This window comes from Bradyrhizobium sp. HKCCYLS20291 (genome assembly GCF_051167715.1).
In the GTDB taxonomy this organism is placed as follows: Bacteria; Pseudomonadota; Alphaproteobacteria; order Rhizobiales; family Xanthobacteraceae; genus Bradyrhizobium.
The window spans coordinates 361,036-387,537 of record NZ_JBNPTO010000003.1; the positions used below are offsets into that span (position 1 = coordinate 361,036).

23 protein-coding genes, 2 tRNA genes and 2 pseudogenes are annotated in these 26,502 nt (G+C 64.5%); 20 read left to right on the top strand and 7 right to left on the bottom strand.

Going from position 1 to position 26,502, the window contains the following annotated elements; genetic code table 11:
• Positions 1-16 precede the first annotated feature (16 nt).
• Positions 17-1,054, top strand: a complete 1,038-nt coding sequence (gene corA / locus ACQR07_RS09575) for a magnesium/cobalt transporter CorA (protein ID WP_434902053.1) — start codon at positions 17-19, stop codon at positions 1,052-1,054.
• 252 nt (positions 1,055-1,306) lie between these two features.
• Here corA and ACQR07_RS09580 read toward each other — a convergent pair whose 3' ends face one another.
• Positions 1,307-2,923, bottom strand: coding sequence for an ABC transporter substrate-binding protein (locus tag ACQR07_RS09580; protein WP_434902054.1), 1,617 nt, complete (start codon positions 2,921-2,923; stop codon positions 1,307-1,309).
• Between the two features lie 144 nt (positions 2,924-3,067).
• On the opposite strand from ACQR07_RS09580, the gene ACQR07_RS09585 reads away from it, so the two are divergent.
• The 3 genes from ACQR07_RS09585 (at position 3,068) to ACQR07_RS09595 (ending at position 6,986) form a co-directional block, all read left to right on the top strand.
• Entirely contained in the window at positions 3,068-3,796 is a 729-nt protein-coding gene (locus ACQR07_RS09585) for an SDR family oxidoreductase (protein ID WP_434902055.1), read from the top strand.
• Between the two features lie 113 nt (positions 3,797-3,909).
• Complete coding sequence (locus ACQR07_RS09590; RefSeq protein ID WP_434902056.1) at positions 3,910-5,985, top strand: methyl-accepting chemotaxis protein; 2,076 nt, start codon at positions 3,910-3,912, stop codon at positions 5,983-5,985.
• A gap of 278 nt (positions 5,986-6,263) precedes the next feature.
• A complete protein-coding gene (locus tag ACQR07_RS09595) occupies positions 6,264-6,986 on the top strand; it encodes an outer membrane protein (RefSeq protein ID WP_434902057.1) in 723 nt (240 codons plus the stop codon).
• A gap of 177 nt (positions 6,987-7,163) precedes the next feature.
• Here the strand turns inward: ACQR07_RS09595 and ACQR07_RS09600 are convergent, their stop codons facing one another.
• Positions 7,164-7,718, bottom strand: coding sequence for a hypothetical protein (locus tag ACQR07_RS09600; protein WP_434902058.1), 555 nt, complete (start codon positions 7,716-7,718; stop codon positions 7,164-7,166).
• 59 nt (positions 7,719-7,777) lie between these two features.
• Between ACQR07_RS09600 and ACQR07_RS09605 the strand changes: the two genes are divergently transcribed.
• The 4 genes from ACQR07_RS09605 to ACQR07_RS09620 all read left to right on the top strand — a co-directional run bounded on the left by ACQR07_RS09605 (position 7,778) and on the right by ACQR07_RS09620 (position 10,869).
• Complete coding sequence (locus tag ACQR07_RS09605) at positions 7,778-8,434, top strand: topology modulation protein (protein ID WP_434902059.1); 657 nt, start codon at positions 7,778-7,780, stop codon at positions 8,432-8,434.
• A gap of 310 nt (positions 8,435-8,744) precedes the next feature.
• A complete protein-coding gene (locus ACQR07_RS09610; protein ID WP_434902060.1) occupies positions 8,745-9,077 on the top strand; it encodes a hypothetical protein in 333 nt (110 codons plus the stop codon).
• Positions 9,078-9,381: 304 nt separating this feature from the next.
• Entirely contained in the window at positions 9,382-9,768 is a 387-nt protein-coding gene (locus ACQR07_RS09615) for a hypothetical protein (RefSeq protein ID WP_434902061.1), read from the top strand.
• 690 nt (positions 9,769-10,458) lie between these two features.
• Positions 10,459-10,869, top strand: coding sequence for a hypothetical protein (locus ACQR07_RS09620; RefSeq protein WP_434902062.1), 411 nt, complete (start codon positions 10,459-10,461; stop codon positions 10,867-10,869).
• A 520-nt stretch (positions 10,870-11,389) separates the two neighbouring features.
• Here ACQR07_RS09620 and ACQR07_RS09625 read toward each other — a convergent pair.
• Both ACQR07_RS09625 and ACQR07_RS09630 read right to left on the bottom strand, forming a co-directional pair.
• Positions 11,390-13,579 carry a KAP family P-loop NTPase fold protein gene (locus tag ACQR07_RS09625; RefSeq protein WP_434902063.1) on the bottom strand — a complete coding sequence of 730 codons (2,190 nt, stop codon included), beginning with the start codon at positions 13,577-13,579 and terminating at the stop codon, positions 11,390-11,392.
• Between the two features lie 812 nt (positions 13,580-14,391).
• Positions 14,392-14,466: transfer RNA gene (locus ACQR07_RS09630), tRNA-Thr, on the bottom strand.
• A 359-nt stretch (positions 14,467-14,825) separates the two neighbouring features.
• Between ACQR07_RS09630 and ACQR07_RS09635 the strand changes: the two genes are divergently transcribed.
• The 11 genes and pseudogenes from ACQR07_RS09635 to ACQR07_RS09685 all read left to right on the top strand — a co-directional run bounded on the left by ACQR07_RS09635 (position 14,826) and on the right by ACQR07_RS09685 (position 23,904).
• Positions 14,826-15,005: a hypothetical protein gene (locus tag ACQR07_RS09635; protein WP_434902064.1), complete on the top strand. Its 180-nt coding sequence runs from the start codon at positions 14,826-14,828 to the stop codon at positions 15,003-15,005.
• 23 nt (positions 15,006-15,028) lie between these two features.
• Positions 15,029-16,745 (top strand): annotated as a pseudogene (locus tag ACQR07_RS09640) (FAD-dependent oxidoreductase).
• Between the two features lie 140 nt (positions 16,746-16,885).
• A complete protein-coding gene (gene murA / locus ACQR07_RS09645) occupies positions 16,886-18,175 on the top strand; it encodes a UDP-N-acetylglucosamine 1-carboxyvinyltransferase (protein ID WP_434902065.1) in 1,290 nt (429 codons plus the stop codon).
• Positions 18,176-18,199: 24 nt separating this feature from the next.
• On the top strand, positions 18,200-18,649 hold the full coding sequence (locus ACQR07_RS09650; RefSeq protein ID WP_434902066.1) for a DUF2948 family protein: 450 nt from the start codon (positions 18,200-18,202) through the stop codon (positions 18,647-18,649).
• Between the two features lie 87 nt (positions 18,650-18,736).
• On the top strand, positions 18,737-20,032 hold the full coding sequence (gene hisD, locus ACQR07_RS09655) for a histidinol dehydrogenase (protein ID WP_434902067.1): 1,296 nt from the start codon (positions 18,737-18,739) through the stop codon (positions 20,030-20,032).
• A complete protein-coding gene (locus tag ACQR07_RS09660; RefSeq protein ID WP_434902068.1) occupies positions 20,029-20,535 on the top strand; it encodes a UPF0262 family protein in 507 nt (168 codons plus the stop codon). The genes hisD and ACQR07_RS09660 overlap by 4 nt, the downstream gene beginning before the upstream one ends.
• A gap of 54 nt (positions 20,536-20,589) precedes the next feature.
• Positions 20,590-21,060, top strand: coding sequence for a low molecular weight phosphatase family protein (locus tag ACQR07_RS09665; protein WP_434902069.1), 471 nt, complete (start codon positions 20,590-20,592; stop codon positions 21,058-21,060).
• 182 nt (positions 21,061-21,242) lie between these two features.
• Positions 21,243-21,872, top strand: a complete 630-nt coding sequence (locus ACQR07_RS09670) for a Maf-like protein (RefSeq protein ID WP_006613056.1) — start codon at positions 21,243-21,245, stop codon at positions 21,870-21,872.
• A 105-nt stretch (positions 21,873-21,977) separates the two neighbouring features.
• Entirely contained in the window at positions 21,978-22,172 is a 195-nt protein-coding gene (gene yacG, locus ACQR07_RS09675) for a DNA gyrase inhibitor YacG (RefSeq protein ID WP_434902070.1), read from the top strand.
• A gap of 163 nt (positions 22,173-22,335) precedes the next feature.
• Positions 22,336-22,411, top strand: a tRNA-Phe gene (locus tag ACQR07_RS09680).
• Between the two features lie 203 nt (positions 22,412-22,614).
• On the top strand, positions 22,615-23,904 hold the full coding sequence (locus ACQR07_RS09685; RefSeq protein ID WP_434902071.1) for a tyrosine-type recombinase/integrase: 1,290 nt from the start codon (positions 22,615-22,617) through the stop codon (positions 23,902-23,904).
• Here ACQR07_RS09685 and ACQR07_RS09690 read toward each other — a convergent pair.
• On the bottom strand, positions 23,901-24,119 hold the full coding sequence (locus ACQR07_RS09690; protein ID WP_434902072.1) for a hypothetical protein: 219 nt from the start codon (positions 24,117-24,119) through the stop codon (positions 23,901-23,903). The genes ACQR07_RS09685 and ACQR07_RS09690 overlap by 4 nt on opposite strands.
• A 1,019-nt stretch (positions 24,120-25,138) precedes the next feature.
• Here ACQR07_RS09690 and ACQR07_RS09695 point away from each other — a divergent pair.
• Positions 25,139-25,277: pseudogene (locus ACQR07_RS09695) on the top strand (AAA family ATPase); the annotation flags it as partial.
• On the opposite strand, the gene ACQR07_RS09700 reads toward ACQR07_RS09695, so the two are convergent.
• Positions 25,274-26,020 (bottom strand): hypothetical protein, encoded by a 747-nt coding sequence (locus ACQR07_RS09700; RefSeq protein WP_434902304.1) that lies wholly within the window; start codon positions 26,018-26,020, stop codon positions 25,274-25,276. The pseudogene ACQR07_RS09695 and the gene ACQR07_RS09700 sit on opposite strands and share 4 nt — an antisense overlap.
• Positions 25,915-26,442, bottom strand: a complete 528-nt coding sequence (locus ACQR07_RS09705; RefSeq protein ID WP_434902073.1) for an AlbA family DNA-binding domain-containing protein — start codon at positions 26,440-26,442, stop codon at positions 25,915-25,917. Before ACQR07_RS09705 ends, ACQR07_RS09700 begins: the two co-directional genes overlap by 106 nt.
• Between the last annotated feature and the right edge of the window lie 60 nt (positions 26,443-26,502).

The following is a 26,502-nucleotide window of genomic DNA, read 5'->3' on the forward strand; positions in this document are numbered from 1 at the left end:
GAGCGGAGAACGAGCCATGCGTCACGTCACGACCCAGCCAACAGCCGATGTGCCGGCTGTTCGGGCGCGCGGCGAACCGCGCGAACCCGGCGTGGTCGCGGCCGGCGTCTATGCCAATGGCCGCCGCGTCGCCGACATCCCGATCGAAGAGGCCGGCGACTGGAGCAAGCGGCCGGACCACGTGGTGTGGATCGGGTTGCACGAGCCGGATGCGGAGCTGCTGCAGCGCGTCGCCGATCAGTTCGGCCTGCACGAGCTCGCGATCGAGGACGCGTCCAAGGCGCATCAGCAGCCCAAGGTCGAGCGTTATGGCGATGCGCTGTTCGTCGTGGCGCGGACGGCGCAGCTGGTCGACGGCCACATCGTGTTCGGCGAGACTCATATCTTCGTCGGCCCGGGTTTCGTCGTCTCGGTGCGTCACGGCGCCTCGACATCCTACGGCGCGGTGCGCGAGCGCTGCGAGAGCTGCCCGGGCTCGCTCGCCAAGGGTGAGGACTACATCCTCTACGCGATCCTCGATTTCATCGTCGACAACTACCGACCGGTGACCGAAAGCATCATGGCCGAGGTCGAGACGTTGGAGGAGGTGGTGCTGCAGCGTCCGTTGGCGCGCCACGAGGTCGACCGTCTGTATCGCCTGCGGCGCGATCTGCTCAGGCTGCGCCGCGCCGTCGGCCCAGTGGTCGACGTCTGCAAGCGGCTCGAGCATGTCGACAATGTCGCGATCGACGCCGAGATGGCGCCGCTGTTCCGCGACGTGCTCGACCATGCCAAGCGCGCCGAGGAGGATGCGGATTCGCTGCGCGAAATCCTCGCCTTCGTGTTCGAAGCCAGCATGATGGCCGGCCAGGCGCAGCAGACCGACATCGCCCGCCGGCTGACGTCATGGGCGGCCATCCTCGCGGTGCCCACCGCGGTCGCCGGCATCTACGGCATGAATTTCGAGCACATGCCGGAGCTGAAATGGCAATACGGCTACTACGCCGTGCTCGGCTTCATCGCCACGGTGTGCAGCGTGCTGTACTGGCAGTTCCGAAGGCGCGGGTGGCTGTGAGGTCGTCCGACAGCGATCAAGATGCTCAGCGAGCCACAGCGACGGTGCACCCTCTCCCCTTGTGGGAGAGGGTGGCTTCGATGCGAAGCATCGAAGGCGGGTGAGGGGTCTCCATCCGCACGGGAAAACGTGGAGAGAGACCCCTCACCCGGCATGACCGAGCTTCGCTCGATCATGCCACCCTCTCCCACAAGGGGAGAGGGTGCACCTTCGCCGTGGCGAGCGCTGTGATCATTCTCTCGCGGCTAACAGCTACCCCTTCGCAAACTGCCGGTAATCCGGCTCCCTGTGGAACCAGAACTCGTAGCCGCTGACGGCCTTCTGCATGGCGACGTCGTGGATCGGCTGGTTGAGCGGCACCACCGGCACCTCGCGCATGCAGAGGCCGATGAAGTCCTTCACCGTCGCCTCGTACTCCGCCGCATCGGTGGTGAAGCGCGCCTTGTCGATCAGCGCGTCCATGTCCTTGCTCTGGTAGGACGAGATGTTGAAGATCGAATTGCGGCCGTGGAAATTCCAATAGAAGTAGTATTCGGGATAATCGAGCCAGCCCGAGAACCGGTTCAGCGCCATCGGCAACTCCTTCTTGTTGAGCGTCGTGCGCCAGTTGGCTCCGGGGATCTTCTCGATCGACGCTTTGATGCCGATCTTCGCGAGGTTCTCCTGGATCAGGATCGCGGTCGGCTCGCCGACCGTCGCGGTCCCTGCGTCGAGCGACAAGGTCGTCTCGAGGCCCTCCAACCCGGCCTCCTTCATCAGCGCCTTGGCCTTGTCGAGATCGGTGACGTAGGGGAACGGCTGCGGCCAGACCGGCTTGGTCACGTCAGAGGCGCCGCCATACATCGGCACGGCGCGGCCGAAGAAGGCGCTCGACTGGATCTGCTCATAGGGCATCGCCCAGGCGATCGCCTGGCGCAGCTTCACATTGTCGAATGGCGGCTTCGCCGTGTTGAGCGCGACGTACCAGAGCGCGTTGGGAATTGGAACGCCGGTGACCTTGACCTTGCCTTCCTTGATCAGCTGATCGAAATCGCGCGGCGCAAAGCCTGAGGAGAGGTCCGCATCGCCGCGCTCGAGCATGGCGCGCCGCGTGCCCGCGGAGGGAATGTCGCGCGCGATCACGCGCTTGATCTTCGGCAGCGGACCACATTTCCAATTATCGAACCGGCTTAGAATCGTCTCGGTGCCCGGCTTCCAGCTCTCGACCTTGTAGGCGCCGCCGCCGGCCTCGTTGTTCTTCAGCCAGGCCAGCGCCCACGGGTCTTCGGCCGTCGCATTCTTCTTGGCGAGCTCCGAATTGATCACGAAGGGCACGACCACCGCGACGTTGAACAGCAGCATCTTGTCCTTGCGGATGTAGTCGATGCGGAAGGTGTGGTCGTCGACGACGACGAACTGCTCCGGCTTCTCCAGCGATCCCGCCGACATCTGGAAGGTCGGGAAGCCGCCCACCGACACCGCGCGGTCGAACGACCATTTGACGTCCTTCGCCGTGACCGGCGTGCCGTCGTGGAAGGTCGCGTCCTTGCGCAGCTTGAAGGTGCAGGACATGCCGTCGGCGGCGACCTCCCAGGTCTCGGCGAGCTCCGGCGCCAGTACCGTGCGGTCATAGGATACGGTGCCGTCGGGCAGCGTCTTCGCCGCATAGCTGAGCAGCCGGTCGTAGCAATTCCAGGACAGGCCGTTCACGGTCTGGTTCGAGCCGACGCCCTGCATGTCCAGCGAGTTCGGCCCGAGCTCCTGCACCATCAGCAGCGTCTCGGCGCGGCCCTGTGCCAGCGCCATGCGCGGCGCCAGCGTCAATCCGGCGGCGCCAAGGCTGCCGAGCACGATGCTGCGGCGTGTGAAATCGAAATGCGAGCTGCTCATTGGGACCCCCCTGCGATGCGCGAATTGGCTTGGGAGAGGCAAGGCGTGTGCCAGCGGCGACCGCGCGGGCCCCGCGGATTGGTCCCGACATCGCGGGCTTGCTTTGCTAGGCTGATCCGCAAAGGACCCGGCGAGGAGACGAGGATGACAGGTGAACTCGAGGGCAAGGTGGCGGCCGTCACCGGCGCGGCCTCAGGCATCGGTCTCGCCAGCAGCGAGGCCATGCTGGCGGCCGGCGCGCGCGTGGTGATGGTCGACCGCGACGCCGCGGCACTGGCGGCTTTGCGCGCGCGGCATGGCGAGGCCGCCATCCCCATGGTCATCGATCTGCTCGATGCCGCCGATTGCGCCACCCTGCTGCCGCGCGTCATCGATGCGGCCGGCCGGCTCGACATCTTCCACGCCAATGCCGGCAGCTATCTCGGCGGCGACCTGGTCGACGCCGCGACCGACGCGATCGACCGCATGCTGAACCTCAACGTCAACGTCGTGATGAAGAACGTTCGCGACGTCCTGCCGCACATGATCGAGCGCGGCGCCGGCGACATCATCGTCACCAGCTCGCTCGCCGCGCATTATCCGACGCCGTGGGAACCGGTCTATGCGTCCTCGAAATGGGCGATCGACTGCTTCGTGCAGACGGTGCGCCGCCAGGTCTTCAAGCACGGCATCCGCGTCGGCGCGATCTCGCCGGGCCCGGTGGTGACCGCGCTGATCGCCGACTGGCCGGCGGACAAGCTGCGAGAGGCGCGCGCATCCGGCAGCCTGCTGGAGCCGGTGGAGGTGGCCAATGTCATCATGTTCATGCTGACGCGCCCGCGCGGCATGACCATCCGCGACGTCGTGATGATGCCGACCAATTTCGATTTGTAGGACGCGCGCGAGCGCTTGCGTTGAGGGATTGCCGTAAATCTACGGAAAACATCCTAAGCAGAGCCTTAACAATCAAACAGTACGTTCGCCGGGTTCAAACCCGGGATTCAATGATGAAGATCGGCCGCCTCTTCGCTATCTCCATGCTCTCAGTGACGGCCCTGGCCGTGCTTCCCGCCGCACAGGTCGTGATCGAGCAGGCCAGGGCGGTCAACGACAAGGCCGAGGCCATCAGGACCGTCGAGGCCTTCGGCGCCGTGCTGCTCTACGTGCAGGATGTCGTCGGCCATCGCGCGCCCTACATCACGCCGCTGTTCCAGGACACCCAGGCGACGCCGGCGCAGCTCGAAGGCGTGCGCAAGATCAGGCAGTCGTCGGAGGCGTCGTTCGCCAAGGCGCGCGCGCAGCTGGCCAACGTCTCCGACAGCGAGGCGCTCACGCGCGGCCTGGAACAGGCGTCGTCGAAACTGTCCGAGATCCTAGCCAAGGTCGATCCCGCGCTGAGCACGCCCTTGAGCGCGCGCGACCAGGCCGTAATCAAGAGCTTCCTCCCCGGCGTGACCCAGGCGGCGCTTGCGATCGAGCCGATCCTGAACCGGCTGCAGAACCGCATCGCCAATGCGGACGCGTCGCTGACGACGCTGCTCGACGTCGCCCGCACCGCGCAGGATCTGCGCGTGACCGCCGGCGGCCGCGCCGCAGCGCTGTCGCCCGCGCTCAGCGCCCGCCGTGCCGTGACCCCGACCGAGAAGGCGGCGATGGACCGCGCCGTCGGCCGCACCGAAGTCGACCGCGAGCGCCTCGACTCCGGCATCGATCAGCTCGGCAATCCGGAGCGCCTGCTCGCGGCGTTCAAGGAGGCGAGGGATGCCTATTTCACGCGCGCCGTTCCGATCGTGGACAAGGAGATCACAGCCGGACTCGGCGACCTCAGTTATTCGATCAACGCCGATCAGCTCGCCGAGGCCGTGGTCCCCGCCGTGCAGAAATTCTTCGTCGTGCGCGATGCCGCGATCGCCGAGGCCCGCGACCGCGCCGTCGCGGCGCGCGACGCGGCCTATGTGATGCTCGCGCTGGCGACGCTGGTGGTCGCCGCACTCGCCGGCATTCTCGTCTTCGTCACCATGCTGCTGCGCCGCCGCGTCATCAATCCGATCGTGAGCCTGACCGGGCTGATCGGCGAGATGGCCGCGGGACGCGACGACGTCGCCATCCCCGCCGTCGACCGCGACGACGAGATCGCCGCGATGACCGGCTCGCTGCGGACCTTCAAGGAGGCGCTGCTGGAGAAGAAGCGCGCCGAGCAGGAGGCTGCGGCCGAAGCGCAGGCCAAGATCGAGCGCGGCCAGCGCGTCGAGCGTTTCACGCGCGAGTTCGAGGCGGCGATCGGCGAGGTCGTCGGCATCGTGTCGTCGGCGTCGGCCGACCTGGAGCGCTCCGCCGGCTCGCTGACGACGACCGCCGGCCGTTCGCTGGAGCTCGCCACCGTCGTCACCTCGGCGTCGGAAGAGGCCTCGTCCAACGTGCATTCGGTCGCCGCGGCCGCCGAGGAGATGAGCTCGTCGGTCAACGAGATCAGCCGCCAGGTGCAGGACTCCGCGCGCATCGCCAGCGATGCGCTGGCGCAGGCGCGCAAGACCAACGACAATGTCGCCGAGCTCGCCAAGGCAGCGGCGCGGATCGGCGACGTCGTCGAGCTGATCAACGCGATCGCCGGACAAACCAATCTGCTGGCGCTCAACGCCACCATCGAGGCCGCGCGCGCCGGCGAGGCCGGCCGCGGCTTCGCGGTGGTCGCCTCCGAGGTGAAGGCGCTCGCCGAGCAGACCGCCAAGGCGACCGGCGAGATCGGCCAGCAGATCGGCGGCATCCAGGCCGCGACCCAGGAGTCGGTCGGCTCGATCAAGGAGATCGGCGAGACCATCGCGCGGATGTCCGAGATCGCGTCGGCGATCGCCTCGGCGGTCGAGCAGCAGAGCTCGGCGACGCGCGAGATCTCGCGCAACGTCCAGCAGGCGGCCCACGGCACGCAGCAGGTGTCGGCGAACATCGCCAATGTCCGCCAGGGCGCCAACGAGACCGGCTCGGCGTCCTCGCAGGTGCTGTCGGCCGCGAAGTCGCTGTCCGGCCAGAGCAGCCGCCTCCGCGACGAGGTCAGCCGCTTCCTGAGCTCGGTGCGCGCCGCGTAGCACCGGCTTGGTCCCGCGGCATCGATCGCGCGTTCTGAGCGCGCACGCGCTCTCGAGGCGAACTGACGTTCACTCGTCTACGTAGCATCGATGCCCCGTCGCACGGGACGGGGTCGATTATACAGCCGTCGATTGTCTTTTGACGAAGCGCGCGGAACGCGTGGTGTTGTGGCGCTGCCACGATGATCATGCGATCATTTGTTAGGAAATGTTTCAAACTTGTCGGGTGCGTCCGAGTGCCGCATACAACATCATTATAACTAAATGATGGGGCGGACATGACGCGGCTGGGGAAGTTTGGCGGGAGCGCGCTGCTGCTGTTGCTCGTAACTGCAAATGCATCGGCGGCCGATCTCTCGGCAGCCCGTCCTTACGTCAAGGCGCCGGCTGCGGCCGAGGCGTTCTCATGGTCCGGCTTCTACGTCGGTGCCAACGGCGGCTACGGCTGGGCGGGCGCCAGCACGACTGATGCGGTGATCAGGACGTCGACCTCTCACACGGCGACGGGCGGCCTCGCCGGCGCTCAGATCGGATACAACTGGCAGGTTGCGCCGTGGGTGTTCGGCATCGAGGCCGACGGCGATTGGGCCTCCATCAAGGGCAGCGCGCCTTGCCCGAACGTCGGCTTCAACTGCGGGTCGGAGACGCAGGCCCTGGCATCGTTGCGCGGCCGGATCGGCTGGGCGTCCGGGCCGACCCTGCTCTATGCCACCGGCGGTCTGGGCTACGCCAGCGCGCGTTACATGGCGACCACCGGCGCTGCCGGCCTTCCGGTCGTCGGCGTCACCGGGTCCTTCACCAGCGACCGCTGGGGCTGGGCGCTGGGCGGCGGCGTCGAGTATGGCTTCGCGCGGAACTGGAGCGCCAAGCTCGAATATCTGCACTACGGCTTCAACGATGTGACGATGCCGCCGGGCGCGTTGAGCGCGAACCCGGTCAACGCATCCTTGCGTGTCGATACGATCAAGGTCGGCATCAACTATCACTTCGGCGCCAACTGACGCGCCGGTCCGATCGAATCTTTGAGGAGCCCCGGTCCGTCCGGGGCTTCGTCGTTTCGGGACGCGCATTGCGCCACGTGCGACGTCTCGGGAATATCTCCTCGACAGAACGCGCCCGTCACTGCGCTTCAAGGATGGCCGCGGCCGCTGTCCTTCGTTGCTGCATCATCGCGAGCGTCATGAAGGGCGCTGCTCCACGGCGGCGCTGATCGCACCTAACATGCGCCGGCGAATGAGGCCGCTCGCCGGCCGTATCAGCAGCCAGTAGGGCAGGAACATCAGATACGATTTGCGGTCGGGACAATATACCCGCGTCTCGGTGACGAGCCGCGTCATCTCGCCCTCCGGCTCGGCCATGAAGCCGAGCACGAGCTTCGGCGTGCCCGGCGTGTCGAAGGCGACGAACGCCTCAGGCCCGTCGATTTTCACCAGGCCGAAATCGTTGCGCCAGAACTGTCCGATCAATCCGGCGACCATGGCGCGGTCGCCGTCGCGGCCGAGCGGCGTGAAACTCCTCAGGCCGAACGGCTGCGGCGCCGCATGCCGCGCCGGCGCCAGCGCATGCATCAGCCGCGCCGGCGTCTGCCGCAGCGCCATCGCGATGTCGGCGAAGCGGTCGCGCGGATCCCAGCCCTGGATCATGTCGAGCAGCTCACCGGGCGGACAGCGCACCCGCGCCTCGTGCCGTTCGGAGAACTGGTAGTTCGGCAGCAGGCGATCGATCAGGGGCATCGGGGTCTTCCAAGATGCTGCGGCTGGCTCTATCTTCGCATGGTTTTTCGTTCGCGACGATGACCAAGGAGCTCTCCGTCCGGACGGGCCATGCGCAGCGAGCCAACGTCCGAGGGCTGATGGAGCCGCCGCCGATCTCGGGACCAAGCCGCATCCTCGTTCTCGGCGCGTCGGGCGCGGGAAAGTCGACGCTCTCACGTGCCATCGGCAGCCGCGTCGGCTTGCCCGTGGTGCACCTCGATGCGCTGTACTGGACTCCCGGCTGGGTAGCATCGGATGCCGCGAGCTTCCGCGCCAAGGTCGCGACGGCTGCCGCGGGCGATGCCTGGGTGATGGACGGCAACTATTCCAGCTCGCTCGACCTGCGGCTGCCGCGCGCCGAGGTCGTGATCTGGCTCGACCTGCCGCGCCGGATCTATTTTCCGCGCGCGGTGTGGTGGACTCTCCGCGGCTACGGCCGCCCCCGCGCCGACGTCGGTGAAGGCAATCCCGAGCGGTTCGACTGGTCGTTCTTCCGCAACTGGGTCTGGACCTATCCCTCGCGCCGGCCCGGCCAGGCGAAGCTGATGGCCCAGCTGCCGCCGGGCCTGCACGGCATCACGCTGCGCTCGCCCGCCGACGTCAGGAAATTCGTCGCCGGGTTGCCGCAGTCGCTGGTCGTTGGTGCGTCGGATTGCGGTAACACACTCGATAAGCTTAGTGCACTGTCGCGGTGATGCTGGACTGCGCGGCATGGGCTTACGATGATCGTGGACATGATCGTTATGGCTGATGTTTGTGTCAGCTCCTCCGGGCCTTGCCTCCACGTCGTCAAGCCTGGGCCTGTCCCGGGCATCCACGTCATTCCCCGGATGTCGAACGACGTGGATGGCTGGGACGGAGCCCGGCCATGACGGTGTGGAGTGAGCCGAACTCAAGCATGGATCGTCATATACGATAGCCCTGCCGCGTCCTCGGTGATCGGTTCGGGTGCAGCACCTGATCATCAGGCGAGAGCAGCCTGGGGGCAGTTTCATAGAAGGTTGTTTGTCGCTGATCGTCTTCCTGATTGATGTCCACGATTTCCATTTGGAGGCGACGGGAATGCGGTTGCTTATCGATGTCGGCGTGGCCTGTTGGATCGTCCGTGGGCTTTGCCTGGTCACGTGGAACTTGGTCCTGTCAGCTCAACTGCTGAACAATCGCGTGCCCGGCCCGCACGCCATCTTGGGCCGGCGCCAATTCGCATTCCAGACAGACCCGGCCGACTATACGGCGCTCGGACAGGAATATCGTCGAAAGTCGATTCGAGCTGAGATCGTCATGCTCGCCTACGTACCGACCCTCGTTCTCGTTGTCGTACTGGCAAGCGGATCCTGACGCAGTCTAAGCCCATCACTGAGCTTCGTCGTCCCGCATGCCCTCACGCCAAACTTCCGTCGAGCGACTCGCCCGCATGAGCCGTGGCGCTCACAAGTTTAGGGCACTGCTTGAAATTGTCGTGTCTCATGAGGGGGGGCTGTCCAGTCATCATGATCACTGGACGAGGCTGCTGATGAGCATGACACGGATGGAAATACTTACGTGAATCTTTGAGTTGTATCAAAGACCCTTATCAATCCATGTGCCATTCTAAAACTAATGGGGCCTGCATCATCACGTGCTTCAACATCGGGAGTGGATTATGGCTAGAAGCATAGCTGTCGGTCTTGTTATTCTTGCTGTTTCTACATCTGCGGCCTTGGCCGCACATCGTTCGCACCACGCCAAGGGCGCTGCGGTTCCCCAGGCCGGGTCGATCGAGAGTGATCGCGATGAATACGGCAATATGCGTGTCAATCCCGGAACTCCGGGCCTTACCGGCAGCGATGCTGCCCTACATGCAAAAAATCACCGCGATTCCGGCTACAAATCCAAGAGTGACTACAACGCGAATGGAACAATGCGGGTTCACAGCGAAACTCCAGGGGTCCGTGGCAGCAATGCTGCCATACATTCAAAAAGCCACCGCGATTCTGGCTACGATCCCAAGAGTGACTACAACGCAGACGGGACCATGCGGGTGCATTAGTCGTTTCTTGTGACAATGCGATTGGTCCGGAGCGTTCTGCGCTCCGGACCTTAACGCCGACGGGCAAGTATTTCAGAAGTGGCGTTGAGGCGATCGGCTGGTAGCGCCGAGCTGGTAGTGCCGAGTGGACCGAGCTGACACACTGGTCGCTTAGCTTCAAAGTGGGCGTGGCGGGTGTCGTGCAGATAAAGCTAGCCCGGTGACTGCAGTCCTCGCGAATACACCCATTTTTCGATGCGAACATCAAGGTCGTCTTGCGAGACGGTTCTGGAAGAGGAGCTGGATCTCAAGCCAACCGGCCTCAGCCGATCTCGTCGTCCTATCCGCCTTGTCGTTGAAGAGGCATGATCTTGAATTCGCACGGATTGACTAAGAAGCCACCGCATCATGGTTTGCCCCATCGTAGCTGCTTCAAACCGCATCGGGCATACAATTATAGATGACGAGTATGTTCTATCATTTCTTTGTACAGTTTTGTCCGAGGTTGCAATTCTTAAAAGATGGAGGTCTCATCCTGTTTTTGTTGTCGAATCCGACGTCCCTTTGTGAGAATGGCGCGCTGCGGACGACTCGCGTGTTCTCAACAATTCTGTACATTGTTGCGAAATCATCGAAGTGATAAAGGGGTGTCGTCCCGTACGCAGCGCCGAGATTGCAGTTAAGTGCACAGTCGCCGTAATGCTTGGCTGGGTGGCATCTGACGACGCGAGCTTCTGCGCCAAGGTCGCGACGGCTGCCTGGGTGATGGACGGCAACTATTCCAGCTCGCTCGACCTGCGGCTGCCGCGCGCCGAAATCGTGATCTGGCTCGACCTGCCGCGCCGGATCTGTTTTCCGCGCGCGGTGTGGCGGACTCTCCGCGGCTACGGCCGCCCTCGCGCCGACGTCGGTGAGGGCAATCCCGAGCGGTTCGACTGGTCGTTCTTCCGCAATTGGGTCTGGACCTACCCCTCACGCCGGCCCGGCCAGGCAAAGCTGATGGCCCAGCTGCCGCCGGGCCTGCACGGCGTCACGCTGCGCTCGCCTGCCGACGTCAGGAGATTCGTCGCCGGTCTGCCGCAGTCGCTGGCTGTCGATGCGTCGGATGTCGGATCGCGGTGACGTTGCACATAACGCCGGTGCTGTATCTTACGTAATCCATGGAGATGGAAATGACAGAAGCAACTCTCAAGGATTACCACGGTAAAGCTTATGTTTGCATTCACGTAGCTTTGCGTCAGAGGCCAATTCTTCTGGTGGATCACACAAGCGGAGTTTGGCAATTCTTGTGTGGATCCTCCCACGAGCCTTCTGAATGCCGCGTTGTGGGGATTGGGCATCTCTTCGACCTTGATTCTTCATTGACCGAGTTGTTGAGTCTTCCAGACGGTGCAGAGGCAAATCGTGTTGATGCGAGCTCCCCCTGGACTTACAGCCGCAGTCGGTGAAACTCACTAGTGACCAGTGCATTTAACGGTGGGGCTCCATAAGTTTAGTGCAGTCCAGCACTGTCACCGTAATAATTAAGTGCACTGTCAACGAAATGGCCGAAATAGCACCGAAATAGCGCCCCATTCGTGAAGATGCGAAGTCGGTGTGTGCACGGGCTGCTCGATCGCAGGGCGACAGCAGGCGTCGTGTGTCACAACGATGGGAGCTCATTCGGATCAGTCACGCCGGTCGCAGCGGCCTGAGCGTTGCGTTCGTCGTGTCCGTTCAGAAATGTCCGAATGATTTCGACATCCTCACGATCAGTCGCAGCAGGGAGGGCGTTGCGTGCGGCTTGCGCGAGGCTGGCGACGTCGATCAGCGATCCCAGCGCGTCACGCGCGAACGAGAAATTCAGCGCGGTGACATCGGGGCTGGCCGCGCGCAGGAACGGGGCTACTGCGGCCGGCTGTTCCTTCAGCAGACCGGCCAGCCAATTGCGCTGCGCCGGCCGGTTCAGCCGGCCCCATTCGGAAACCAGCGGTGATGCATTCGGCCGCTCGCTCAGCATGACCCGCCAATCGTCGTCGGCTTGGTCCGCGAGACGTGTGGCAAGCGTTTGATCCAAGGCGCGCCAGCTCCCCTCGCCAATCAACGTCGCTGAACGCCGGCTGCGGCTTCGTTCGCGTTCCTGCTCGGCCGCGGCGCGGTGGATCTCTTCCCGGAAATACAAGGCGAGCGACAGCGGCAGGTCCTGGCCCACCTGCGAGATCTCGTAGATCTCGACGTTGCGGGCCGGGTGGTCTTCTGTCCAGGATTGTGCCCAGACGTTCGGCCATAACACCAACTGGGCGATCGTGTAGGCAAGGTCTTGCGGCCGGATCTCCGGCATCTCCTTCAGTTGCGCGCTGGCGCCAATGAGCGCCTGGGCGAGTGTCAGCAGCGTCTTCATGTCGGCCCCGTCGCCTCGTTTCAGCAGAAGCCGCAGCAGCTCACGCGGACTGCGCGCGCAGAGCTCCTTAATCCAGCCGACCGCTTCATCCAGGGAGACCTGCAACAGCTTCTCCAAATCGAGATCACCGATCTCATGATCCGCGAGTCCATAAGAGAAGTATCGATCGAAGTACCGCGGTCTCGCTGCCCCCTGCGGCCGCACCGGGAATGTTATGAACAGCGACGCAATCAGCCTACGTGCGCAGTCGGCTTCGTCGGTTGCAGCGTCGCGCAATACCGCGTCGAGCCGTGCGTCGATGGCCTCCTTGTCGTACATCGAGCGGCGCGTCGGCTCGGCATCGAGCCTTGGATAACCTTCCGGATCGTCCTCCAACGCGAATACGTGCTTGTTGTCGCGGACGCTGGCGTAGAGTTCCGGATACAGTACCCGCAAGCCCTCAATGCCCATCTGGTTGACGACATCGACTTCTCCCTTCAGCATCGGCAGCGCGAACCTCAGCGCATTGCCGTAGCGGATCGCCTGCCGCGGTGTGGTGAGGCGACGGGCAAGGCCGTCGCGGGCCAGCGTCTGGAACAACTGCCAGTCTTCGTCTGGCAATGTGATGGCGGCATGATCACAGGCGGTCCTCGCCTGCTGCTCGACGAAGGCCATCAGCCGCTCGCGCGGAACTGCGGGGAGCGAATAGGGATATTGGACGATCTTCTCCAGGAACTGACGACCGGCATCGCCATCGCTGCCGTATTTCTGGGCGATGGCGCGGCCGACCATGTCGTCGTCAAAGGCGAGTAGATAGACCACGTTGGGAAAGTTGGCGGTGAGCCGCACGATCTTGAGCAGTTGCAGGACTTCGTCGCGATCGAGTCGGTCGAGATCATCGATCAGCACGACGACCTTCTTGTCGGCGGCCCGCATCGCCTCGCGGACGTCGTCGCGAACCTCCTCGATGGTCTTGAGGAAGGCCTTGCCCAACTCCTTGGTGGCTGTGCCGGCGCCGCTCGTCAAGAACCCGAGCACACCGCCGAACTCGGTCAGCATGCGGCCGAACTGCTCACGCGTGCTCTGGCCGCTCCGGCCCATCACGAAGAAGAGTTCCTCGAAGAACCGCTTCAGGAGCGTCTCATTGTCCTTGAAGAGCCACGGATTGAAGGGATGCAGCACGACCTTATCGGCATGCTCCTGCTCCAGGGCCGCCTTCAGGAAGTTGAGCACCGAGGTCTTGCCGGATCCCCATTTGCCGTAAATGCCGATCACAGGCGCGCCATCGCGCGCGTCGAATGTCGCGATCGTGTGTGCCAGCCGCTGGCTGAATGGCCAGCGATTGAACGCATCGTCGTCCTTGTGGACAGCGGGATCGTCGAGCTGTCGGTTGGCCATGAACCCCTCCGGGCACCAATGAAGACCGCAACCATGAGAAAATCGATTGTCTAAACCATACGTCGGAACGGGCATCGCGTGAACGTGTCGCCGTCAGGCTGCGGCTCACTTCTGTTCGGCTTGGCCAGGATCGGTTCTGCGAAAACGGGATAGAATGGCTTCGATGATCCGCAGGAGTGAGGTGAATTCCGGTCGGTGTTGGCGATGCGTGCCTTCGGCGTTCGAAGGTGCTCGGCGACAGCAGCTTGCGAAGCTCCATTCTGAGGCCTCCGATGTCTCTGCGAATGCGCAAACGTCCGTTGCATCCCCGCCATGCCCAAACTGCCCGTCGTGCTAGTTAGCCGCAACAATTCCCCTTGCACCGTCGGGCAAATCACCTGCACATTTTCGGCCGTCCCGTGCTCATCGAAGAGGGGCGTTCGCGAGTCGTCACGAGCGTTGGGTGGGGGATGCGATGGCCGGATCGGGTTGCAAGCTACGCATTCGCGAGCGGACGAACAATTCGATGCGGACGGAGAAGTCGCGTGGTCCTGGCCTCCCGGTGCCGAGGTCAAGCTCGCTGGTGCGCGTCGCGCGCATCGCGGGTGATGGGGGCAATCAAGCCGGTCCCCAGGGAGAGCGCGTATAATTCGTAAGCCCATTGCGCAGGGAGGGCCGGGCGTGTTCGGCCAGACCTGTGGTACCTGCCGCCTGCATTTCTTTCTGCAGGCGGGCCACGGGCGCGGCCAGCGCCCGGCCTTCCCTGCGCCCTTGATCTCGAAGAGGGCGATTCTTCCGCAAAGCTCGGACGCATCAGCGCCGCGAGGCCGATGATGCACATCTGCGATCGCGCACGCGCGGCTTTGCGTGTCGGCGGACGGTGTCGCAAGGTTTCGGAGAGAATGCCCTGGTGCTGCCGGACAGGATTGAACTGTCGACCTCTCCCTTACCAAGGGAGTGCTCTACCACTGAGCTACGGCAGCAAAGGGACTGGCGGGGCCGGCCCGAAGGCTGCGACCGAACGCGGGCGGTTCTTGCCACAAGGTCCCCTCCTGCGCAAGCGCGGCTCGCCCGGTTTTCGGGGAAAGACGCCGGCCCGAGGGGGCAAAATGCAGCGAAGGACCGCCGAATCGGGGCGAAATCGTCGTTCGGGCCGCGATCGGCACCGTTGGCGGCGAGAATCGCCGGAATGGCCATGGGACGTGCCGGCACCTCCCCATCCGGGCAGGCGACGCCGGAAAAGGCGGAACCTACCGTCTGCGTCGCCATCACCCCTTGGCTTTCGCGCCCGCAGCATCAATTGTGCGCGTGGCGAGCAGCGGTATTTGCGACCGGAGGCGGGATGACGGATCAGATCAGCAAGGCGGCGCCGAAGACATCGCGCGAGGAGCGGCTGAAGCAGGCGCTGCGCGAGAATTTGAAGCGGCGCAAGGCGCAGAGCCGGGAGCGCAGCCAAGTGGCGGCAGACGATGCCAGCTCGGACCAGGTCGCGCCTGGCGACCAGGATGATGTGACGCGTTGAGCAGCGTGGAAGTGGGGAGCGTGATGGCAGCGAATGACGGGACGACGGTGAACGCGGCGGCAGAGCCCGCGGATCTGGCGAGGAGTTTCGCCCGCTTCGAGCAGACCTTTCCCGAACTGACCGCGCAGGAGATCACGCGCCTGCGCGGCTTCGGCGAGATCCGGACCTATCGTGACGGCGAGCTGCTGTTCGAGACTGGCAAGCCCGGGCCCGGCATGTTCGTGATTCTCAAGGGCCACGTCGCCATCACCCAGCGCGACGGCCTCGGCCATGTCACGCCGGTCATCGACCAGGGGCCGGGGCAGTTTCTGGCCGAGATCGCCCAGCTCTCGGGCCGCGTCGCGCTGGTCGATGGCTATGCCGAGGGCGATGTCGAGGTCATCCTGATTCCGCCGGAGCGGCTGCGTGCGCTCCTGATCGCCGAGGCCGAGCTTGGCGAGCGCATCATGCGCGCGCTGATCCTGCGCCGGGTCAATCTGATCCAGGGCGGCGCCGGCGGCCCGGTGATGATCGGCCCGCCGCAATCGGCGGCGATCGCGCGGCTGCAGAGCTTTCTCACCCGCAACGGCTTTCCGCACCATCTGCTCGATCCCGCAGATGATCACGACGCCGCCGACCTGATCGCGCGCTATTCGCCGACGCCGGCCGAGCTGCCGCTGGTCGTCGTCTCCGACGGCAGCGTGCTGCGCAATCCGAGCGAGACTGAGCTCGCGCGCCGTCGGCATGATCGGCGGTCCGCGCGGCGAGAAGATCTACGACGTCGCGGTCGTCGGCTGCGGGCCGGCGGGGCTGGCCACCGCGGTGTATGGCGCGTCGGAAGGTCTGTCCGTGGCGGTGCTGGATTCGCGCGCGTTCGGCGGCCAGGCCGGCGCCAGCGCGCGCATCGAGAACTACTTTGGCTTTCCGACCGGGATCACCGGCCTGGCGCTGACCGCACGCGCCTTCAACCAGGCGCAGAAGTTCGGCGCCGAGATCATGATCCCGGTGTCGGTGGCGGCGCTCGATTGCGAGCGCAAGGCCGGCGCCTTCGTGCTGGCGCTGGAGGGCGGCGACGAGGTGCGGGCGCGCTCGGTCGTGGTTGCGAGCGGCGCGCGCTATCGGCGGCCCGGGCTCGACCGGCTCAAGGAGTTCGAGGGGCGCGGCGTCTGGTACTGGGCGTCGCCGATCGAGGCGCGGCTGTGTGCGGGCCAAGAGGTCGCGCTGGTCGGCGGCGGCAATTCGGCGGGGCAGGCCGCGGTGTTTCTGTCGGGCCACGTCAGGAAGGTGCGGATGATCATCCGCGGCGGCGGCTTGGCCGCGTCGATGTCGCGCTACCTGATCGAGCGCATCGAGGCGACGCCGAACATCGAGCTGCTGTTCAACACCGAGGTCGTCGCGCTCGACGGCGGCACTGATACGGGGCTCGAACGCATCACCTTGAAGAGCCGGCTGTCCGGCGAGGAGACGCCCGCGGATGTCAGCAACCTGTTTCTGTTCGTCGGCGCCGATCCGGCCACCGGCTGGCTCGGCGATTGCGGCGTCACGCTCGACCGCGCCGGCTTCGTCGTGACCGGCGCGCAGTCGGAGCAGAATGCGGGGCGGATGGTGTCGCCGCTGGAGACCTCGGTGCCCGGCGTGTTCGCGGTCGGCGACGTGCGCTCCGGCTCGGTCAAGCGCGTCGGCGGCGCGATCGGCGAGGGCGCCCAGGTGGTCGCCGCGCTGCATGGATTCCTGGCCGATCCGCTGGTCCCGCCGGTCTGATTCGGGCGACGGATTGCACGGTCAGGGGATGAATGGACTGAGGATGCGACCTGCCGTTGCGAACCCATCAAATCGCCGTAATGTCGGTCCTGTTGCGCCCATCTCAGCCCGATTTCCCGGCCAGCTCCCATAGGATCAGCATGGATCGCATTCGCATCGTCGGCGGCACCCCGCTTCACGGCACCATCCCGATTTCGGGCGCGAAGAACGCCGCGCTGCCGCTGATGATCGCAGGCCTGCTGACGCCGGAGACGCTGATCCTCGACAACGTCCCGCGGCTGGCCGACGTCGCGCAGCTGCAGCGCATTCTCGGCAATCACGGCGTGGACATCATGTCCGTCGGCAAGCGCCCCGGCGACGGCCAGTATCAGGGCCAGACCCTGCAGATCTCGGCGGCCGACATCATCGACACGACCGCTCCCTATGAGCTGGTGTCGCGGATGCGGGCGAGCTTCTGGGTGATCGCGCCGCTGCTGGCGCGCATGCACGAGGCGCGGGTGTCCTTGCCCGGCGGCTGCGCCATCGGCACGCGGCCGGTCGATCTGCTGATCATGGCGCTGGAAAAGCTCGGCGCCAGCATCGACATCGACGCCGGCTATGTCGTCGCCAAGGCGCCGGGCGGCCTGCGCGGCGGCACAATCGATTTCCCCAAGGTCACCGTCGGCGGCACGCACGTGGCGGTCATGGCCGCCGCGCTCGCCAAGGGCACGACCATCATCACCAATGCCGCTTGCGAGCCAGAGATCACCGATCTCGCCGACTGCCTCAACAAGATGGGCGCGCGCATCAGCGGCGCCGGCACGCCTGTTATCGAAATCGAGGGCGTGGCGTCGCTGCATGGCGCCCGGCATACCGTGCTGCCCGATCGCATCGAGGCGGGCACATATGCGATCGCCACCGCGATGACCGGCGGCGACGTTCGGCTCGCCGGCGCCCGGCCCGAGCTGCTGCAGTCGGCGCTCGACGTGCTCGCCGAGGCTGGCGCGGAGATTTCGAGCGATGCCGAAGGCATCCGTGTTGTGCGCAACGGCCATGGCATCCGGCCGGTGCAGGTCACGACGGCGCCGTTTCCGGGCTTCCCGACCGACCTGCAGGCGCAGCTGATGGCGCTGATGGTGCGGGCGCAGGGCGCCTCGGCGATCACCGAGACCATCTTCGAGAACCGTTTCATGCACGTCCAGGAACTGGCGCGGTTCGGCGCGCGTATCAGTCTGGACGGCGAGACCGCGCGGATCGAAGGCATCTCGACCCTGCGCGGCGCGCCTGTGATGGCGACCGACCTGCGCGCGTCGGTGTCGCTGGTGATTGCCGGGCTGGCGGCGGAAGGCGAGACCATGATCAACCGCGTCTACCATCTTGATCGCGGCTTCGAGCGGCTGGAGGACAAGCTGAAGGCCTGCGGCGCCACCATCGAGCGCATTCGCGAATGAGGGCTTGGCCAAGAGGATGATGTGGTGACCGACCGGCTCAAACTGATCGCGCTCGACGCCGATGATCTCGCGGTGATCTCGGCACATGTGCAGGACGCGCGGGTTGTGCCGGCCGACATCATCTGGCGCCAGGCCGAGAAGCGGCTGGTCATCGGCATGAACCGGCTCGACTGGGACCAGGCGCTGCACGGTGAGAGCGAGCCGCGCCGGCTGCTTTCGGCGTTGCGTTTCGACCGGGTGCTGGCCTGCAAGTCGCGCCGCATCGACCTCGCCGCGCCCGAGACCGCGCTGGAGCTGATCGGCATCGAATTCCATGCCGGCAGCGAGGCTCCGGCCGGCAGCGCGCTCTTGCTGTTCTCCCATGGCGGCGCGCTGCGACTGGATGTCGAATGCCTGGAATGCGAGCTGACCGATCTCGGCCAGGATGATCTCGGCATCGGCGAGATCGACGACGTGCCGCCGCTGTCGGGGTAGGGGCGGGTTCAAAGGGTTGACGGCCCCGCGCTGCCGCGCCATTGAGCAGGGGGTCGGGGGCAGCCACCCCTTCGGAAAGTGCCAGAGATGCCCATTCGCCTGTCCCGCGCCAGCGCCGAGTTCGACGCCCAGTTTCGGCAGTTTCTCGCCGCCAAGCGCGAGACCTCCGCCGACGTCGAAGCCGCCGCCCGCGCCATCGTCGACGACGTCGCCCGGCGCGGCGATGCGGCGCTGCTCGAGGCGACACGCAAGTTCGACCGGCTGGAGCTGACCGCCGCCACGCTGCGCGTCACGCCGGCCGAGATCGAAGCCGCGGTGAAGGCCTGCGATGTGGCGACCGTCGATGCGCTGAAATTCGCCCGCGACCGCATCGAGGCCTTCCATCTCAAGCAGCTGCCCTCTGACCAGCGCTTCACCGACGCAGCCGGTGTCGAGCTCGGCTGGCGCTGGAGCGCGATCGAATCCGCCGGTCTGTACGTGCCCGGCGGCACCGCGGCCTATCCGTCCTCGGTGCTGATGAACGCCATCCCCGCTAAGGTCGCCGGCGTCGGCCGGCTGGTGATGGTCGTGCCGGCGCCCGACGGCAAGCTCAATCCCCTCGTGCTGGCGGCCGCGCAGCTCGGCGGCGTCTCCGAGATCTACCGCGTCGGCGGCGCCCAGGCGGTGGCGGCGCTGGCGCATGGCACCGCGACGATCGCCCCCGTGGCCAAGATCGTCGGCCCCGGCAACGCCTATGTCGCCGCCGCCAAGCGGCTGGTGTTCGGCAAGGTCGGCATCGACATGATCGCCGGCCCGTCCGAGGTGCTGGTCATCGCCGATGACAGCGGCAATGCCGACTGGATCGCCGCCGACCTGCTCGCCCAGGCCGAGCACGACGCCAGCGCGCAATCGATCCTGATCACCGACAGCCGCCGCCTCGCCAATGACGTCGCCCGCGCCGTCGAAGGCCAGCTCAAGACGCTCCCCCGCGCGGCGATCGCCGGCGCATCCTGGGCCGATTTCGGTGCCATCATCGAGGTCGAGCATCTCGACCAGGCCGTGCCGCTGGCGGATGCCATTGCCGCCGAGCACCTCGAAATCATGACCGCCGACCCCGACGCCTTCGCCGCGAGGGTCCGCAATGCCGGCGCCATCTTCCTCGGCGCGCACACGCCGGAGGCGATCGGCGACTATGTCGGCGGCTCCAATCACGTGCTGCCCACCGCGCGCTCGGCGCGGTTCTCCTCCGGTCTCGGCGTGCTCGACTTCATGAAGCGCACGTCGCTGTTGAAATGCGGTCCGGACCAGTTGCGCGCGCTGGGTCCAGCGGCGATGACTCTGGGCAAGGCCGAGGGTCTCGACGCCCATTCACGCTCCGTGGGAATACGCCTCAACCTGCCATGACCCAGAACCCGCCAGGCGACGACCGGACCAATCGCATCGTGGCGGTGACGCTCGACGAGGAGTCGATCGGCCGCTCCGGCCCTGACATCGAGCACGAGCGGGCGATCGCGATCTACGACCTCGTCGAGGAGAATTTGTTCGCGCCCGAGGGCGCCGACGGCAACGGGCCCTTCACCCTGCATCTCGGCATCACTGCTAACCGTCTGATGTTCGACATCCGCAAGCAGGACGGCACGCCCGTCGTGACGCACCTGCTGTCGCTGTCGCCGTTCCGGCGGATCGTGAAGGACTATTTCATGATCTGCGACAGCTATTACAACGCGATCCGCACCGCGACGCCCGACAAGATCGAGGCGATCGACATGGGCCGCCGCGGCATCCATGACGAGGGCTCGCGCACCCTGCAGGAGCGGCTCAAGGGCAAGGTGCGGGTCGACTTCGAGACCTCGCGCCGGCTGTTCACCCTGATCACGGTGCTGCACTGGAAGGGCGAGGGCCAGTGACGCCGCGGGCTCACCATTGCGCGTCCATCCGTCCAGCCAAGGGCGCCTAGCCCGATGGCCGAGGGGCCGCCGCGCGCGCGCCAGCCGCAGGCGGTGCTGTTCGCCTGCGGCCAGAACAGCGTGCGCTCGCCGATGGCCGAGAGCCTGCTGCGCCAGATGTTTCCGCAGGCGCTCTACGTCCGCTCCGCCGGCGTCAAGAAGGGCGAGATCGATCCGTTCGCCGTCGCCGTGATGGCCGAGCTCGGCCAGGACATCTCGCAGCACAAGCCGACCACCTTCGCGGAGCTCGAGGACTGGGAGGGCCTGAACTTCGACCTCATCATCACTCTCTCTCCCGAAGCGCATCACAAGGCCCTCGAGCTGACCCGCACCATCGCGGCCGACGTCGAATATTGGCCGACGCCGGATCCGACCAACACCGACGGCAACCGCGAGCAGAAGCTCGCCGCCTATCGTGAGGTCTGCGACGGCCTGTTCACGCGCATCCGCAAGCGCTTCGCCAAGCCGGGTCCGGCCGCATTGTGAGCTCCGGTTCCCCGGCGAGGTGTCATCGAACCGAAATACCAGCGTTGTCATCAGCTCAAACTCGCCCCGTAGAGCAGGCCCGTCGCAGCCTTGTCCGACCCTAGCGGGTTGTGGAACGGCAGCCCTTCCGATAGGTTCCGCGCGCCCGCCCCAAGCCTTCCGAATCCCTCAGCGAAATCAGCATGCTCGGCCGTCCCAAAATCGTTCTTGCATCCGGTTCGCCGAGGCGTCTGGCGCTGCTCAACCAGGCCGGCATCGAGCCCGACGCGCTGCGCCCCGCCGACGTCGACGAGACGCCGAAGCGCGGCGAGCTGCCACGCGCCTGCGCCAACCGGCTTGCGCGGGCCAAGGCCGATGCGGCGCTGAAATCGGTCCAGCTCGACGACGAGCTGCGCGGCGCCTTCATCATTTCCGCCGATACGGTGGTCGCGGTCGGCCGCCGTATCCTGCCGAAGGCCAATCTGGTCGACGAGGCCTCGCAGTGCCTGCGCCTGCTGTCGGGCCGCAACCACCGCGTCTACACCGCGATCACCCTGGTGACGCCGAAGGAGGCGTTCCGCCAGCGCCTGGTCGAGACCCGCGTCCGCTTCAAGCGGCTCAGCGAGGACGACATCCAGGCCTATATCGGCTCCGGCGAATGGCGGGGGAAGGCCGGCGGCTACGCCGTGCAGGGCATCGCCGGCTCCTTTGTCGTCAAGATGGTCGGCTCCTACACCAACGTCGTCGGCCTGCCGCTGTACGAGACCACGACCCTGCTCGCCGGCGAGGGCTTCCCGATCCGCTTCGGCTGGCTCAACACCGTCGGCGTCTGAGCGCCCGCGTTGCCCGCGCATGACCCTTGCGGACATCCCCGGGCGATTTGTCCGAATCATGCGCCGCGGGGTGCATTCCCCCGCCTGGACGCCTAGATAGCCGCCATGTCCGACGACACCACCACACCGCAGGCCGCAGCGCCCAAGCCGATCCGCCGCTGCCCGGTCTGCAGCCGCCCCGCCGCGGAAGCGTCCCGCCCGTTCTGCTCGCCGCGCTGCCGCGACGTCGACCTGCATCGCTGGCTCAGCGGCTCCTATGTCATCCCGGCCGTCGAGGGCGACGAGGACGACGTCGAATAAGGCCGTATTTCCATCGGCTTGGACCGGCGCTGCCGACCAGCGCGGGCGCCGCCGCGCAACTGCAAAAGGAATGTGAAAACTTACGCTCTGGGCGGTAGACAGCACCGTCCGCGCCCACTATAAACCGCCGGCTCGCAGGGCTTTTCTGCCCCTCACGAGACCTGCCCAGGTAGCTCAGTTGGTAGAGCATGCGACTGAAAATCGCAGTGTCGGTGGTTCGATCCCGCCCCTGGGCACCATCAGCCTCTCCGGCCCCGTTCGTTCCCGTCCGCGCCGGTTCGCTGCCAAGCTAGATTCGCCACAAAATCAGACACTTCGACGTCTATAAAAGCCTGATACGGTTCGCGGCCGTTCGCAGGCATCCGGCTCTTTTGGGTACACTGTAGGTACACTGAATCGGCCAGGTACACTGAAGCGGCTCGCTATTGCGAGGGCGCCTCCCATGGACGAGCTGAGCGATACGAAGATCCGCAACGCGGCGCCTTTGGCCAAGGAATATGCGATGGCCGATGGCCAGGGCCTGAGCGTCGTGGTTCGGCCCAATGGGACCAAGCTCTGGCTTTTCCGCTACCGCTTCGGTGGGAAGCGCAAGAACATGTCTTTCGGCACTTTTCCAACGGTCGGGCTCAAGGCCGCGCGCGAAAAGCGTCATGAGGCGGAGAAGCTGCTCGACCAAGGCTTGGATCCCGTCGCTGTGCGCGAGGCGAACCGCCAGGAGGACGAGAAACTCAAACACACCTTTCGCGCCGTGGGCGAGGAATGGGTAAAGGCGAAGCTCGAGAAAGAGAACAAGGCAAAGGCAACGATCAAGCGGGAGTGCTGGAATCTTGCTCAGCTCTATCGCGAGCTAGGTGATCGCCCACTATCCGAGATCACCCCGCCGGAACTGCTTACAGCCTTGCGCCGCGTCGAGGCCCGTGGCCGCTTCTACACCGTGGGGCGCCTGCGATCGACCGCCTCGCGTGTGTTCCAGTTCGGTGTCGGCGCCTCGTACTGCAGCAGCGATCCCACTCGCGATCTGAAGCACGCCCTCACAAAGGCACCGAAAGGCAACCCTCGCCCAGCACTGACCGATCCGGAAGATGTCGGCGATCTGATGCGCCGCATTGAGGTCTATGAAGCCAAAAATGGCGGACTCGTCCGCTACGCCCTCAAGCTGATCGCCTTGACCATGGTCCGTCCTGGCGAGCTACGGCTGGCCGAGTGGACGGAGTTCGACGAGAAGAATTGCGTCTGGCTGATCCCCGCAGAGAAGATGAAGATGCGCGATGATCACGAGGTGCCGCTGTCTCGCCAAGCCTTGGCTATCCTGGCCGAGTTGCGACCTCTGACTGGCCGCGGTCGGTATTTGTTTTCCCATGACGACGATGTGCCGATGTCCGACAACACGATCAACAAGGCGCTACGGATCATGGGCTACGACACGGGCCCCTCTGGCGACCACTGCGCCCACGGCTTCCGCTCGAGTGCCTCGACTTTGCTAAATGAAGAGGGAATATTCGACGGCGATGTGGTGGAAGCCCAACTTGCCCACGAAACGGATGAAAAGAAGAGGCGGCGCCGCGACGAGGTAGTACGGCGCCAGCTTGCCAAGGGTGACAAGAACAAGATTCGCGGCATCTATAATCGGGCAGCCTATTGGAGCGAACGCGTGCGCCTGATGCAGCATTGGGCCGATCGCTTGGATCGCTTGCGCGAAAGAGCCGCCGAGCCTCTGCGCAAGTCCGCCTAGATCATCGCCCGAGATTCGACGCGTGGCAGCGAGGCGTGATACTCATCGATGCTATCGAGATCAATGAGTGTCTTGCCTCCCATCTTGTAGGCCCTGATACGCTCTTGCGCGATAAGTTCGTAGGCTTTTGTCTTGCCGAATTTGCCATAGCTGCACCCGTGCTTGAAGTCGACGAGACGGCGCTGCTTGATGTCGTTCTTGTCCAATGTGCTCATGGAAGTGCTTAGACCACCTGAGTTTGGGATCGTACACGGGAGGGCTTTCGATCGTAGATGCTCCGGCTTAGAGCTCGGTGCGTTCTTGAGGCAGTCAAGATGCTGCAATTCGCCGATGGAAGAACCCCGAGGCATCTATGCGTGTTTCGGATACAGTGGCGTAGAAATTCGTTGCTCTGGACGCGACCTCCGGCTCGAGAGCGCCAGTGCCTCACGTAGAGTATTGTGATCCTCAAGCTCTCCGAATGCGCGTTCCTATTTTATCAGAAGCGGGCATCCCAGCAGCTCCGGGTTCATGCAAAAAGCACAGCAACACGCTAGACAATATCCAAAGACTGGCACTCGCGCTCGGCATCACTGTAGCCGACCTTCACCGTGAAGAGCGCAGTTGACCGAAGCTTTCGCAGGGCAAGCCGTCGCCATTCTCAAACTCGAAGATTATTGGTCGGCCTTCCTGCGGGGTTTGCATCTCCCCACCGTGTACAACTAACGTATTGGGATCATCGTGCACGAGCACGGTGCTGGCGCTAACTGTTTAACAAGCGCCCAATTTTCGAGGTCCGCCATCAACTGGCGGAGGGGTGTGGTGACGGTAGCGGGTGAAAAATCGTGATCGTCACGCCTGATCAGGCCTGGTCGCCGGCGGGCGTCCAGACGTACGGCAGGATACCTTGTTCCTCTGTCCCAGGCGTCGAGTTCATCAATCGGAAAGAGGACTGCTTTCCCGATCTTGAAGAAGGCGGGCCAACGCGCAGCGCTGGCCAGTTGCGGAGCGTCCCGACGTTCACTGCGCCACGGTCTCGCTCCGAGATTTCCTATGCCGTCAGGTATTTCCGATCTCCCATGCCGTCACTCCAGATCACAATGGTACGACTAGACACTCAAGATCCTGACTAGACATAGAGCCCTGATTAGTCAGGGGTAGCACGGCGGCGAGCAAACGGCGGCGAACAGGCCGGCCAATTGAGTTGCGTCGCCCGCGGCTGACATCCGCCGCGACCGTGGGCACCTATGCACCCGGGGAATTGCCGCCGATTACCTATGTATCTGGCGGGCCAGAGGAGGCGCATATCCGTCGAAGCGTATGCGATATTCTCGAGGGTGGAGAGCGGGTATTCCAGGAGCGCGCGCCGCTTGCGCGTGAAACTCGACCGTTAATCCTCTTCCGAAAAGTCGATCTTGAAATGTTTTTCGAAGCGGGAACGGACTTCAGGCGAAATCTGCTCGTACAATTCCTTCGCCTGGTCGTTGGGGAAATAGCGCAGCCGCGCGATAGCGTATGCATCGTCCAGGGAAATACTCGCAATGATGCAGTATCCCGCCGCGTCGAACTCGCGCGGGTCGAAGAGCTGCGGTACGTCCTTGAGCGCATGTATGCTGCGTTGGGAGAGGCGAAGGCCGCTGCCATCCGCGACCGCATTCGTATATGCTTCGGCCGTCTTTCGCAGGCCTTCGATCTGTCCATTCATCTTGTCCAGCTTTTCCCCCAGCTGCACCAGCGCTAGTTCAACAGGCGATTGCATGATCGCGCTTCGGTTCCAGTCGGCAAGATGAAACGTCGCGGATTGCACCATCGGCGCATCATGAAAGGTGTAGCTGAATCTAAAAGTCACCACGGGTTCGTTTGTTTGCAGGATTTCGATCAGCGAACCGAGATGGAAGTGAAGCTCGGACCGTGGTGCCAGCGCGCGAATTCCACGCTCCCCAAGCGCGCCTAGGCTGTCGCGCTGCATCGAGAAATTTGCCTCAATCTCGCAATGAAGATCGCTGATTATGTCGGTTTCGTGCGCGTTTGTCAGTCGCAAATGAGCAAGAATGCTCTGCGTATGGAGTTCTGCACGCAGAGGCTGGAGCGGGCGTTTAGGCCTGTTGCGCACGTCCTCGATTTCATAGTGCTCCATGACGTCGCAATGCGAGCCGCGTCGCTTATAATACTTGTGGTCGTTGCTTTGATGCGGCGCCTGCGGACTGGGTGATACGTCGATGACGTAAATCGTGCCAGTCGGCGTCGGAGTTCTCGAATTTCTATGGTCTCGACAGCGGGAAATGTGCCGCCGTTGATAATTTGGTAGATCCAATCCCGCTTTGATGGGCCCGGTGTGCCATCGTCGACGCGCACCGGCATCAGGTTCCTCATTTCTATTCCGACGATGAACGTACCACCAGCCGAATTCGCAAGAGCCGAAACCGTCTTGCAGATCTTGTTGGCGTCGCGATTGATCAGGATATCGGACCCCTTGTATTCGAGGTTCACTCCCTCGGGGATTTGCTCGGTGACGATCGCGTGCACGTCATCAAGGGTTTCGTATGATTTGAACACCATGGATCGCGTACGCCTATTTCCAGGATTGAAGTCGGGAGTGGGGACGATAGTTCAGGAGCC